The 12,581-nt window shown below is 45.9% G+C and carries 10 protein-coding genes and 1 pseudogene; 8 read left to right on the top strand and 3 right to left on the bottom strand.

The window, feature by feature from the left end; genetic code table 11:
• Window positions 1–79 precede the first annotated feature (79 nt).
• Window positions 80–774, top strand: a pseudogene (locus FKN16_RS09125) (aspartate/glutamate racemase family protein).
• Window positions 775–850: 76 nt separating this feature from the next.
• Here FKN16_RS09125 and FKN16_RS09120 read toward each other — a convergent pair.
• Both FKN16_RS09120 and FKN16_RS09115 read right to left on the bottom strand, forming a co-directional pair.
• Window positions 851–2,554 carry an FAD-dependent oxidoreductase gene (locus FKN16_RS09120; protein ID WP_170902520.1) on the bottom strand — a complete coding sequence of 568 codons (1,704 nt, stop codon included), beginning with the start codon at window positions 2,552–2,554 and terminating at the stop codon, window positions 851–853.
• A 71-nt stretch (window positions 2,555–2,625) separates the two neighbouring features.
• Entirely contained in the window at window positions 2,626–2,811 is a 186-nt protein-coding gene (locus FKN16_RS09115; protein WP_005498909.1) for a DUF2892 domain-containing protein, read from the bottom strand.
• 178 nt (window positions 2,812–2,989) lie between these two features.
• On the opposite strand from FKN16_RS09115, the gene FKN16_RS09110 reads away from it, so the two are divergent.
• From FKN16_RS09110 to FKN16_RS09090, 5 genes are read left to right on the top strand one after another with little or no spacing between them, the layout of a single operon-like run.
• Window positions 2,990–3,298: a metalloregulator ArsR/SmtB family transcription factor gene (locus tag FKN16_RS09110; protein ID WP_170902519.1), complete on the top strand. Its 309-nt coding sequence runs from the start codon at window positions 2,990–2,992 to the stop codon at window positions 3,296–3,298.
• 28 nt (window positions 3,299–3,326) lie between these two features.
• Window positions 3,327–3,746: a YeeE/YedE family protein gene (locus FKN16_RS09105; RefSeq protein ID WP_170902518.1), complete on the top strand. Its 420-nt coding sequence runs from the start codon at window positions 3,327–3,329 to the stop codon at window positions 3,744–3,746.
• 10 nt (window positions 3,747–3,756) lie between these two features.
• Window positions 3,757–4,215, top strand: coding sequence for a YeeE/YedE family protein (locus tag FKN16_RS09100; protein ID WP_005479357.1), 459 nt, complete (start codon window positions 3,757–3,759; stop codon window positions 4,213–4,215).
• A gap of 28 nt (window positions 4,216–4,243) precedes the next feature.
• Window positions 4,244–7,552 (top strand): efflux RND transporter permease subunit, encoded by a 3,309-nt coding sequence (locus FKN16_RS09095; RefSeq protein ID WP_170902517.1) that lies wholly within the window; start codon window positions 4,244–4,246, stop codon window positions 7,550–7,552.
• Window positions 7,549–8,604 (top strand): efflux RND transporter periplasmic adaptor subunit, encoded by a 1,056-nt coding sequence (locus tag FKN16_RS09090; protein ID WP_029864220.1) that lies wholly within the window; start codon window positions 7,549–7,551, stop codon window positions 8,602–8,604. The genes FKN16_RS09095 and FKN16_RS09090 overlap by 4 nt, the downstream gene beginning before the upstream one ends.
• A gap of 88 nt (window positions 8,605–8,692) precedes the next feature.
• On the opposite strand, the gene FKN16_RS09085 is transcribed toward FKN16_RS09090, so the two are convergent.
• Window positions 8,693–9,559, bottom strand: coding sequence for an endonuclease/exonuclease/phosphatase family protein (locus tag FKN16_RS09085; protein ID WP_170902516.1), 867 nt, complete (start codon window positions 9,557–9,559; stop codon window positions 8,693–8,695).
• Between the two features lie 309 nt (window positions 9,560–9,868).
• Here FKN16_RS09085 and nrdD point away from each other — a divergent pair, with 309 nt between their 5' ends.
• Together nrdD and nrdG are read left to right on the top strand one after the other, a co-directional pair.
• A complete protein-coding gene (nrdD, locus tag FKN16_RS09080) occupies window positions 9,869–11,989 on the top strand; it encodes an anaerobic ribonucleoside-triphosphate reductase (protein ID WP_170902515.1) in 2,121 nt (706 codons plus the stop codon).
• 84 nt (window positions 11,990–12,073) lie between these two features.
• Window positions 12,074–12,544, top strand: a complete 471-nt coding sequence (nrdG, locus tag FKN16_RS09075) for an anaerobic ribonucleoside-triphosphate reductase-activating protein (RefSeq protein ID WP_005394529.1) — start codon at window positions 12,074–12,076, stop codon at window positions 12,542–12,544.
• Window positions 12,545–12,581 lie beyond the last annotated feature (37 nt).

Here is a 12,581-nt window from a genome sequence, read left to right as displayed (position 1 = left end):
GAAGGCTGTCTATTCACGTGGTTGATTTTGTTTGTAAAAACACCCCTGCCATGGTGGTGTATAACGATTGGAGAGTTATATGAAAACTATCGGTCTTCTAGGCGGCATGAGTTGGGAGTCGACGCTTAGTTATTACAAATTGATCAACGAAGGAGTCAAAGAGGCGTTAGGCGGCCTAAATTCCGCAAAAATTGTATGTATAGCGTGAATTTTTCAGAGATAGAGAAACTTCAACACCAAGGTAAATGGGAAGAAACGGCAAGTATTCTATCTGATGCTGCATCTTCAATAGAAAAAGGGGGCGCTGATTTTATTCTTATTTGTACGAACACAATGCACAAAGTTGCTCCTCAAATTGAAGCCAGCATTAATATCCCCATACTACATATCGCAGACGCGACTGCTGAGTTACTTCGTGAGAAAGGGGTTCAAAAGGTCGGACTCCTTGGTACTCAATTCACAATGGAGCAAGACTTTTACAAAGGACGGCTTTCCGACCTCTATGGGCTGGATGTCATAACTCCTGCTCAAGATGATCGCTCTATAGTGCATAACATTATTTATAAAGAGTTATGCCAAGGTGAAATCAAAGAGGAATCGAGAACTATATACCTGCAAATTATTGAAAAACTAAAAGAGCAGGGAGCTGAAGCTGTGATTCTCGGGTGCACTGAAATTGCCTTACTTGTAAACCAAAGTCACACCGATGTTACGCTACTTGATACCACTTCTATCCATGCTCAAGCAGCAGTCCGTTTGGCGATAGAAGGTTAATGAGTTAGATTTGAGTCCATGTAAATAAACAAAAGAGAAAACCAATCCCTCGGTTTTCTCTGTTTTTATTATCCCGTTATAAGCGCGAGAATTTGAGTGTTCTGTATCCACCAATCAAGTTACGAGCTTTGTAACCATTGTTGACCAGTTGACGGTATGCCACGTTACCGCGTAAGCCTACTTGACAGTAAATCACAATCTCTTTGTCTTTTGGTAGTTCACCCATACGATGGCGCAGTTGATCAACCGGAATGTTGATTGCCCCTTCAAGATAACCAACAGACTCCAATTCACCCGGGTTACGGACGTCGAGGAGAATTTGATCTTCAGTCAGGTTGTCGATTTCATCGTAATGAATCGCCGTTGCGTCACCTTTGATGATGTTATTTGCCACAAACGCCGCTTGGTTGATCACATCTTTTGCACTGCCGTAAGGTGGCGCGTAAGTCAGTTCAAGATGCTGCAGTTGTTCAACCGTCATGCCAGCACGTTGTGCAACAGCCATAACGTCAATACGTTTGTCGATACCGTCTTTACCAACTGCTTGAGCACCTAAAATCTTGCCTGATTTTGGATCGAACAACATTTTGAACGACACCACTTCTGCACCAGGGTAGTAGCTCGCGTGGCTTGCGGTATGGACGTACACTTTTTCGTATTCAACGCCAGCGCGTTTTAGTTGCTTCTCGTTTTTACCGGTAGAAGCCACTGCAAGGTCAAAGATTTTACAAATCGCTGTCCCTTGTGTGCCTTGGTAGGTTTCTTTGCGGCCGAGCATATTGTCCGCTGCCATACGGCCTTGACGGTTTGCCGGGCCTGCAAGTGGCACTAGAGTTTGCTCGCCTGTCACGAAGTCTTTCTCTTCTATCGCGTCGCCGACAGCGTAGATAGATGGATCGCTGGTTTGCATGTATTCGTTTGTGTATATACCGCCTAGAGCACCAATTTGAAGGCCAGCTTCTTGCGCCAGTTTTGTCTCAGGACGAACACCAATTGCCATAATCAAAATATCGGTGGTGAGTTTTTCACCGTTGTTTAGCGTTAACTCCAATTCACCCTCTAGGTGTTGGTGTTTTTCACTCTCACCAGAGTCGAAACTTGCAACGTGCTCGTTAGGTACGAATTTCACAGATTCAAGCGCGACGCCAAGTTTGAGGTCTACACCTTTGTCACGAATTTCTGCATGAGCAAAGCCTGCCATTTCACGGTCTACTGGCGTCATGACTTGGTCTGCCATTTCAATCAGAGAGGTTTTAATGCCAAGTTGGTGGAAGGCTTCCATCATTTCTAAACCGATGAAACCGCCGCCAACAACTGTCGCATGCTCTGGTTTGTTCATTTGGATCGTTTCGATGATGCGATCCATATCAGGGATATTACGTAGTGAGTGAGTCAACGGATTATCCAGACCAGGAATTGGTGGAACGATAGGGCCTGCACCTGGGCTAAGTAATAGGAAGTCGTATGTTTCTTCATATTCTGAGCCATCAAGAAGATTTTTTACTGTCACTGTTTTGTCTTGACGGTTTATCGATATCACTTCATTCATTACACGAACATCAACGTTGAAACGCGCTAAAAAGCTTTCTGGTGTTTGTAGCAATAATTTACTGCGATCTTTGATGTCGCCACCGATGTGATAGGGAAGGCCACAGTTAGCAAATGAAACGAATGGGCCACGTTCAAACATGATGATTTCGGCATCTTCGCTTAGACGACGAGCACGCGCCGCCGCAGATGCACCACCTGCAACACCACCGACGATTAAGATCTTAGTCATTTTTAACTCCAAGTTTTAGGGCGAACTGACCTTTCACGAATAGCCTGTGTGAAAGGTCACTACGCTCTAGATTATCTAAAACCAAATTTCTTTAAAAAATAAGCAGCAGGGCAGATTCCCGTGTAAGCACTTTGAATAAGATTAACGCCGATAAACACGGTGAACCAAATGAAGTTACTGTGAACGAACACGGTTAGTATGACCGAGATCAATACCATCGTGCCTGCAAAAACTCGTACTGCATTTTCTAACGTCATAACTCTTCTCCTTCGCACTCTCAAACTGAGAACGCCATCCTTTGATGTTCATCACTATAATTAACTAAATTAGAAATGTCTAATGTTAATTTATCTAAATTCATATTTGCTAATTTAGTGTTGACTAAAGATGTTGTTTTAGTAATATCTAATTTAGTTTTTAATGTAGAGGTGAGTCATGAGCTATACAGATATGGATGTAGCAGCAATGAAAGGCAATGCCAATGAAGCTGCTGATCTTCTAAAAGTAATGGCACATCCGGAAAGGCTAATGGTGTTGTGCCAACTGACCCAAGGTGAAGTTGGTGTTGGGGAACTGCAAAAGAACTCGTTCCTTAGCCAATCCGCCTTTTCACAGCATTTAACGGTGCTTCGCAAACACAAATTGATCACGGCTCGTAAGGCATCACAGCAAGTGTTTTATTCGTTGTCAGAACCGAGAGTTGAGTCATTAATTAAAGTGCTTCATGGCGTTTTCTGTAACTAATTCGTAGCTAAGATTTTAGAGGTAAATAATGTTAAACGTTATTCCATGGGAATCCTTGTTTGGTGGCATTTTGTTAGGGATCTCCGCCACTATATTGTTGTTGGTTAACGGTAAAATTGCCGGAATCAGTGGAATTATGAATGGCATTATGTCACCGAAAAAAGGTGATTATTCGTGGCGATTGCTTTTTGCGGTTGGAATGATAGCTGGTGGCTTGATTAGCGTTCTGATGTTGGACGTTGCGGTTCCTAGTACCGCGAACCTTTCTTTAGGGATGGTGATTGCCGCTGGTTTATTGGTAGGAATCGGGACCAGACTGGGTAACGGATGTACTAGTGGACACGGCATTTGTGGCATGGGCCGTTTGTCTAAACGCTCTGTTGTGGCGACCTGTGTATTTATGGTTGTCGCTGGCTTAACGGTATTCGTTCGACTTCACCTAGTTTAAGAGAGATTCCATGAACAAGACTATTTTTCGTTTTTCTGCTCTTTTGAGCGGTGTGTTATTCGGTATGGGCATGGCGGTGTCCGGCATGATCGACCCAGCTAAAGTCATTGGATTTTTAGATATTTCTGGCAGTTGGGACCCAAGTTTGGCTTTTGTGATGGGCGGCGCACTCGCGGTATTCATGCCAAGCTATTTTTTAATCATCAAGCCGAGAAAACAATCAGTTAGCGGTGAAGCGTTTTGCACACCAACCAATAAGAACATCGACGGACGTTTGTTATCTGGTGCGGCGATCTTTGGTTTAGGTTGGGGGTTGGCAGGTATTTGCCCTGGCCCTGCGGTTGCGAGTCTGGCATTAGGCAACGTGAGCATTGTGGTGTTCTTCCTTGCGATGTTAGTTGGATCTCTGTTCGCGAAGGCGATCATTACTCACCGTAACGCGAAGAAGATGAAAACCGCGAACGCGTAAACAATCAATCTGATATGGAGGGGAAAGGATGCCCGACAAACTAAAGCGAAGTTTTGTTCAGTCCGTGATGAACAGCTTTTTCCCTCCGATCATGATTTTACTCGCGCTTATGGTCGGTGCCGCGGCTTTGTGGTTGACCCCGAAAGAGGAAGACCCGCAAATCGTTGTGCCGATCGCAGATGTATTGGTTTCGGCTCCCGGACTCAGCGCTTCTCAAGTCGAAAATCAAATCACTGAACCATTAGAAAAGCTTGTTAGCCAAATTGACGGTGTGGAATACGTTTATTCTTCGTCAATGGAAGGTGCTGCGCAAGTCATCGTTCGTTTCTATGTCGGCGAAAACCGCGAAGATGCTTTGGTTAAGCTTTACAACAAACTCTATTCCAACCAAGACAAAGTTCCTCCTTCTGTCACTAACTGGCTTGTAAAGCCTGTTGAAATCGATGATGTACCCATTGTTGTTGCCGCAATTTATTCCACCGATCCAGACCTTCTCGATCGCCATCAACTGAGACGTATTGCAGACCAAGCCACGTTAGGCATTAAATCATTGGATGCCACCAACAAGGTGGAAGTGATTGGCGGTGAGCCGAGAAAAATCCAGATAGAGCTTGATTCCGTTGCGATGGCAAACTTCAAAGTAACCATCGATGACCTCGAACAGGCCATTCAGCTCAGTAATAGTAAAACCCAAGGCAAGAACGTTCGCGTAAACGGGCAAAATTTCACATTGGAGTCGGGAAGGTTTCTGACTAACGCCGAAGAGGTTGGCGATCTTGTTATCGCGGTGCTCAATGGTAAACCCGTTTATTTGAAAGATGTCGCGCGTATTTACGACGGTGAAGGTGAGGCAACATCCGATACTTGGTATCGCGATAAAAACTACGATGAAGCATACCCAGCGGTGTTCATTTCTGTCGCTAAACAAAAAGGCTCGAACGCGGTTAACGTGGCTCAGTCTGTTCGGGATAAACTGGCGGCGCTTCAATCCGAGCAGTTTCCTCCACAAGTTCAAGTTGCAGTCATTCGTGACTATGGCGAAACGGCGAATGCGAAAGTAAACAACTTGGTATCAAGCCTTGGCATCTCTATTCTAACGGTCGTGGTGTTTGTCGGTTTGTTCTTGAACTGGCGAAGCGCATTGGTGGTTGGTATCGCGATTCCGATTAGCTATGGTGCCGCGCTCGGGATGGACTTGGCATTTGGCTATTCCATCAACCGAGTCACACTCTTTGCATTGATTTTGGCGCTAGGTTTGATCGTGGACGATCCGATCGCCAGTATCGACAATATTGAACGCTACCTCAAACGCAAAAATCTAACACGAACCAACGCGATTGTTCTCGCCATGGCAGAAATTCGTAGCGCCTTGTTAATGTCGACGGTCGCAATCGTGATCGTGTTTACGCCGATGTTTTTTATCACTGGGATGATGGGACCTTACATGGCGCCACTGGCGTTCAACGTTCCGATCAGCGTTATCTTTAGTACCGTTGTCGCGTTTATGATCACGCCTTGGCTTGCCAAGAAGCTACTCAAAGGTGCTGAGGAAAACGGCCACTATGATATCCAATCTTCGCCGATGTATCGTTTGTATCGTGGTGTGTTGATTCCGCTACTTGAAAGTCGCAAGAAAGCGTGGCTTTTCCTTGGTTTGGTTGCCTTGTTGTTCGTCTTGGCAGCATTGTTGCCAGCACTTCGCTTAGTTCCACTCAAGTTGCTGCCTTATGACAATAAAAATGAGTTCCAATTGGTATTAAACATGCCAGAGTCTTCAAGCTTTGTGGATACCTCCAACGCGCTGTCGAGCTTTACGGACTATTTAATGTCGGTGCCGGAAGTGACAAGTGTGTCGGGCTTTGCAGGCACCGCTTCCCCAATGGATTTCAACGGCATGGTGCGCCACTACTTTATGCGTAGCGAACCATACCAAGGCGAACTTCGAGTCGTTCTTGCAGAGAAGAATCGCCGCGCAATGCAATCACACGAACTGGTGACACGACTCAGGGCGGATTTAGAGCAGATTGCAGATAAGTTTGACGCTGACGTGCAGCTAGTCGAAGTGCCGCCAGGCCCGCCCGTTATCGCCACCATTACGGCAGAAGTTTACGGTGATGAAGCGACATCTTATGAAGAACTGATGATCCAAGCAGAGAAAGTCGCGGATAGGCTTCGCAAAGAACAGTTGGTTTCTGAGGTGGATACCAGCATCCAAGGTGATTTAGAAACGTGGCAATTCATCGTTGATCAAGAAAAAGCGGCGCTGTCTGGTGTTTCTGTTGCTGATATCAATAACACGCTTATTACCGCCGCGAACGCCAAAGTGCTCGGTTATATCGCCGATCCAAGAGAAGTGGACCCACTACCTATCGAAGTGCAGCTCCGACGCGAAGACAGAGATAACCTGAATCAACTAGAGCAGCTTTATGTGCGAGGCCGTCCGGGCATTGCAAAAGTAGAATCCAATGGGGCGGTTGTGGATGCTCCTCAGCCTATCGTGCAGTTGTCTGAAGTCGGTCATTTTGTGAAACGTGCAGCGGACAAACCGATTTTCCATAAAAACCTCAAGCCTGTTGTGTATGTCTACGCCGAGGTAGTTGGGCGTGTTCCGGGTGAAGTGATTGCCGATGTGATGGCTGACCAAGATACAACTCACGCGGAAGATGTGCATCGTCACTGGCAAGATCGCACGTACTTGAGCAATGGCGCTGGTGTCAATTGGAGCGTGCCAGACAACATCGAAGTGGTTTGGAGTGGTGAGGGGGAATGGAAAATCACAGTGGACGTATTCCGCGATTTAGGCATTGCTTATGGCGCTGCGCTGCTTGGCGTATTTGTGGTGATGTTGATTCAAACTGGTTTACCTGCGGTATCGGGCATCATCATGCTGGCGATACCTCTGACCGTGATTGGGATTATGCCGGGGTTCTGGATTTTGAATGTGTTAAGCAGTGACATCGGTAATTACCCCAACCCAGCTCTGTTCACGGCGACCGCGATGATCGGCATGATTGCGCTAGCAGGGATTGTGGTGCGTAACTCACTCGTTTTGATTGAATTTGTTCAGCAATCGTTGGCTGAAGGTCGTAGCTTACATGATGCGTTGATTGAATCTGGTGTTGTTCGTATGCGGCCAATATTGCTGACTGCGGGTACAACGTTACTGGGTAATGTCGTGATTACGTTAGACCCCATTTTTAACGGTTTGGCTTGGGCAATCATATTCGGAATTACCGCCTCGACCATCTTTACGCTGCTTGTGGTTCCGGTGGTTTACAACCTTGCATACCAAAACACCAAAGGACATGGATTACCTCAGATGGAGGAAGAGCAATGAAATTAGATACCAAATGGTTAGGCGTGATTCTGTTTGCCATACTCGCGCTTCTTTTTCTCTATATGGCTGGATTTTTTACAGAAAAGTTGCCGACAGAACATGACGCGAAAACCAACCAGATTGATGTAAATAACGCAGAGACACATCAACTGATGTTAACCAGCGAACCGGTTGTTCGAGAATTTCCGGGCGTCGTCGTTGCAGAGCAGCACGCCGATATCGCGGCACGGTTAACGGCATCGGTGATGGAGGTATTGGTGAAGGTTGGCGATAGAGTGAGGCAAGGAGACGTGTTGGCGCGGCTAGAAAGCGATGATCTCGACGCGCGAGTTCGTCAAAGTGAGCAGGCTTTATCCTCTGCACAAGCGCAGCTTAACGCGGCGAGAAAGGAGTTTTCTCGTGTCAGAGCGCTTTTAAACAAAAAACTGATCCCTCAATCGCAATTTGACCAAGCGGAAAGTGCGCTGCAAACCGCACAAGCCAACTTCAATAAAGCGCAAGCGGCGGTCTCCGAGGCGGAAACGACCTTTGGCTACAGCATCATTACTGCACCGTTTGATGGCTTGATCACGCAAAAGCCCATCAACAAAGGTGATACCGCGACGCCGGGGGCTTTGCTTTTATCAATGTACAATCCAAACTCGTTGGAAATAGAGGTGAACTTTGCTGAGTCTGTCATGCCTTATGTGACTTATGATAAAGAAGTGGACGTTGTTTTTCCGTCTTACAACCTCAACGCGCAAGCGGCTGTAAAAGAAGTGACGCCGTCGGCAGATGCCAACTCGCGCAGTTATACCGTAAAGCTTCAATTTGAGCCGCCAACGGCTATCTATCCAGGTACATACGCCAAAGTCGCGTTGACCTTGACCGACGATGTTGTACTTCGCGTGCCAAAAGAGGCGGTTTACCAAGTTGGCCAATTGGACTACGTAAAAGTGGTGCAAGACAGCGGTGAGGTAGAAACTCGGCTTATTCAGCTTGGAGAGTTGGGGAGAGTGCGAACTGGGTTAAAGCAGGGTGACATAGTGCTGCTGAATCCAAGAGCGCTTTGATAGAACGGTTTCTCTTGTTAACTAGTTAAACGTCTATCTAGCAAACAACATAAAATAGCCCAGCATGATGCTGGGCTATTTTGTTCGTTCAGTTAAGCGTTACCGTTGCGTTTACAGGGCAATGGTCACTCAGTTTGTAATCTAAAACATCTTGTGAGCTAAACAGCGTTTGATGCGCGTTTTTCGCTTTTATTTGCGGGCTAACAATAATGTGATCAATCAAAGAGCGGAATTGGTGTGTTTTGCTTGGGTTCTTATTTGAGCGAACCTTGCAATCGGCTTGGGTATCTCGCGTTACCAATTGTGCATCGTTACCGAGCGTCATGATCGCCCACAACCAATCACGTTGATACGACAAGTTGTGATTGAAATTGCCCATTACGGCATACTGCTCTTTTTTCTTTTCTCTCTCGCTCATCCATTTCGCAAGTGCTTCTCCTTGTTGACTCAGTGTCTGGCAATCACGACTGTTTTTGTACGCTCCGCTGCATCCTGCTTTTAGATGCACAGAGAGCAGGTGAAGCTCGTCCTTTTGGCTTGGGTTAACGACGATGTAACTGGCAAAGCGCAACTTGCTATTACCACGCGTGATTGAGAAGTCTGCTGGGTCAGACACTTCAATGTCTTTGCGCACAGCAAAACCGGTGTACTGATTGGTATCAGAAAACTGAAGGTGCTTATTGTTTGATTGAGCTCGATCAGAGAGATAAATCGCGTAGCCATCACCTACGGCTTTTTGAACCGCAGCTTTGGAGTCGACCTCCTGAAAGGCGATGATGTCGGCTTGAGTTTTATCCACATATTGGTTGAGTTTGACGAAATCGTCACTGGTTCTCGAAACCTTACCTCCATTTATAGACAGCCATTCTATATTCCAACTGGTTAAGTTGATGGAGTTTTGAGCAAGTGACGTTGAACTAAAAATTAATAAGGCAGTAACAAATAGTGATCGCATATTGGCTTGTTTCACTCCAGGTTTTTAGCGTATTCCTTTCCAACCTTTATTCTATAAGACATCCCAAAAAAGCAAGTAGATTTAGTTCCAATTTTGCAATTTTCACGGTTTTCTTCGCAACTGAGATCAGTACCAATAAGATCGATTTGTTCTTGTCCGCTAGCCGATCTTTATTGATCAAAATCAATGTTTTCAAGTGGTGCTTTTCGTTAAATACGCCACAATATATTGTGTTAGCAGAATAAAAAATAACCCCATATAGTGTGTTTGTGGATAACTCTGTGAGTATGCTGGGGTAAGGAGAAGAAAGTGAAACCAATCGTAATCAAGCGTGACGGCTCAAGAGCTCCGTTCAACAGGGATCGTATCCAAGCAGCAGTTGAAGCGGCAGCGGAAAACAAAGATAAAGATGTCGCCATTTATGCTCTTAATGTCGCTCTTGCTGTCGAGTTACAGCTAAAAGATCACGATGAAGTTCACATCCATGAGATTCAAGACTTAGTTGAGAATGAACTCATGCAAGGTCCTTACAAAGCCCTAGCACGTTCTTACATTGAATATCGCCATGACCGCGACATCGCGCGTGAAAAGCAAAGTGCACTAACTCGTGAAATCGAAGGCTTGATTGAAGAAAGTAACCTTGATTTGATCAACGAAAACGCGAACAAAGACGGCAAAGTTATCCCGACTCAGCGTGACCTTTTAGCGGGTATCGTGGCGAAGCACTACGCGAAAACGCACATCCTGCCTCGAGATGTGGTTCAAGCACACGAAGTGGGTGACATTCACTACCACGATCTGGATTACGCGCCATTCTTCCCGATGTTTAACTGTATGCTTATCGATTTGAAAGGCATGCTAACGCACGGCTTCAAAATGGGTAATGCAGAAATCGACACGCCTAAATCGATTTCAACTGCGACTGCCGTAACGGCGCAAATTATTGCTCAAGTAGCTAGCCATATTTATGGCGGTACGACAATCAACCGTATCGACGAAGTGCTCGCTCCGTACGTTATGACAAGCTATGAGAAACATCTAGAGATCGCGAAAGAGTGGAACATTGCCGAGCCAGAAGAGTTTGCTAAAGCGCGCACCGAGAAAGAGTGTTACGACGCATTCCAATCGCTAGAGTACGAAGTAAACACACTGCACACGGCAAATGGTCAAACGCCATTCGTTACGTTTGGTTTTGGTCTTGGTACAAGCTGGGCATCTCGTCTTATTCAGCAATCGATTTTGAAAAACCGTATTGCAGGTCTAGGTAAGAACCGTAAAACAGCGGTATTCCCTAAACTTGTATTCGGCATCAAAGATGGCTTAAACCACAAATCAGAAGATCCAAACTACGACATTAAGAAGCTTGCGCTTGAGTGTGCGTCTAAGCGTATGTACCCAGACATTCTTAACTACGACAAAGTAGTGGAAGTAACCGGTTCATTCAAAACACCTATGGGCTGTCGTAGCTTCCTAGGCACTTACGAAGAGGATGGCGAACTTATCCATGAAGGTCGTAACAACCTTGGTGTAGTTAGCTTGAACTTGCCACGTATCGCGCTTCGTGCAAAAGGCAGCGAAGCGAAGTTCTATGAACTGCTTGATGATCGTCTACGTCTTGCTCGTAAAGCACTAGAAACGCGTATTTCTCGTCTAGAGAACGTAAAAGCGCGCGTTGCCCCAATTCTATATATGGAAGGTGCATGTGGTGTGCGCTTGAAAGCGGACGATTCGATTGCAGAAATCTTCAAAAACGGCCGTGCATCAATTTCTCTAGGTTACATTGGCGTGCATGAAACTATCAACGCGTTGTTTGGTACTGAAGCGCACGTTTACGATGATGCCGTATTGCGTGAAAAAGCGGTCGCGATCATCAAACATCTAAAAGATGCGGTGAATCAATGGGCTGACGAAACTGGCTATGGCTTTAGCTTGTACGCAACGCCAAGTGAAAACCTATGTAGTCGTTTCTGCCGCATCGACACCAAAGAGTTTGGTTTGATTGAAGGCGTAACAGACAAAGGTTACTACACCAACAGCTTCCACTTGGATGTTGAGAAGAAGGTTAACCCTTACGACAAGATCGACTTCGAGATGCCTTACCCAGAAATCTCAAGCGGTGGCTTCATCTGTTACGGTGAATTCCCGAACATGCAACGTAACGTAGAAGCGCTAGAAAACGTGTGGGACTACAGTTACACCCGCGTTCCTTACTACGGAACCAACACTCCGATTGATGAGTGTTACGAATGTGGTTACACCGGCGAGTTTGAATGTACAAGCAAAGGCTTTACTTGCCCGAGTTGTGGCAACCACGATTCAACCAAAGTATCGGTGACACGTCGCGTATGTGGCTACTTGGGCAGCCCAGACGCACGTCCGTTTAACTTCGGCAAACAAGAAGAAGTGAAACGTCGAGTGAAACACCTATAAGGTTAATTACCACTCGATTCAACACTTTGAAAATCAACCTGCTTTAGGTTGATTTTCTTTTTCGCGATAACAAAGAGACGCATTATGAACTACCACCAATATTATCCAATTGACGTTGTTAACGGACCGGGTACGCGCTGCACATTGTTTGTGTCGGGGTGCGTACATCAGTGTCGTGGCTGTTATAACCAGTCGACGCAACGATTGGATTCGGGAGTGTTGTTCACGCAAGAAGCGGAAGACAAAATCATCAATGACTTGAATGACACGCGCATTAAACGTCGCGGTTTGTCGTTGTCGGGCGGAGATCCGCTTCATCCTGCTAATGTGCCTCATATTTTAAAGATCGTGAAAAGGGTGAGAGAAGAGTGTCCCGGTAAAGACATCTGGGTTTGGACAGGCTACACGCTGGCTGAACTGGATGACGCGCAAAGAGAAGTGGTGCAATACATCGATGTTTTGATTGATGGTAAGTTTGAACAAGACAAGAAAGATCTCAATCTCGAATGGCGTGGCAGTTCAAACCAAATCATTCATCGCTTTACGGATATTTAATCAAGCATTCTCCAAACATAAAAAGGGCTCACACGTG

Source organism: Vibrio sp. 11-4(1) (assembly GCF_013048625.1).
Lineage (GTDB): Bacteria > Pseudomonadota > Gammaproteobacteria > Enterobacterales > Vibrionaceae > Vibrio > Vibrio diabolicus.
Note: the sequence above shows the minus strand (reverse complement) of the source record. Positions and strands in the feature narration are given on the sequence as shown.

Excerpts from the sequence above, each read along its gene's own strand:
- FKN16_RS09120 (WP_170902520.1), bottom strand. The coding sequence starts at position 2,554 with ATGACTAAGATCTTAATCGTCGGTGGTGTTGCAGGTGGTGCATCTGCG.
- FKN16_RS09115 (WP_005498909.1), bottom strand. The coding sequence starts at position 2,811 with ATGACGTTAGAAAATGCAGTACGAGTTTTTGCAGGCACGATGGTATTG.
- FKN16_RS09110 (WP_170902519.1), top strand. The coding sequence starts at position 2,990 with ATGAGCTATACAGATATGGATGTAGCAGCAATGAAAGGCAATGCCAAT.
- FKN16_RS09105 (WP_170902518.1), top strand. The coding sequence starts at position 3,327 with ATGTTAAACGTTATTCCATGGGAATCCTTGTTTGGTGGCATTTTGTTA.
- FKN16_RS09100 (WP_005479357.1), top strand. The coding sequence starts at position 3,757 with ATGAACAAGACTATTTTTCGTTTTTCTGCTCTTTTGAGCGGTGTGTTA.
- FKN16_RS09095 (WP_170902517.1), top strand. The coding sequence starts at position 4,244 with ATGCCCGACAAACTAAAGCGAAGTTTTGTTCAGTCCGTGATGAACAGC.
- FKN16_RS09090 (WP_029864220.1), top strand. The coding sequence starts at position 7,549 with ATGAAATTAGATACCAAATGGTTAGGCGTGATTCTGTTTGCCATACTC.
- FKN16_RS09085 (WP_170902516.1), bottom strand. The coding sequence starts at position 9,559 with ATGCGATCACTATTTGTTACTGCCTTATTAATTTTTAGTTCAACGTCA.
- nrdG (WP_005394529.1), top strand. The coding sequence starts at position 12,074 with ATGAACTACCACCAATATTATCCAATTGACGTTGTTAACGGACCGGGT.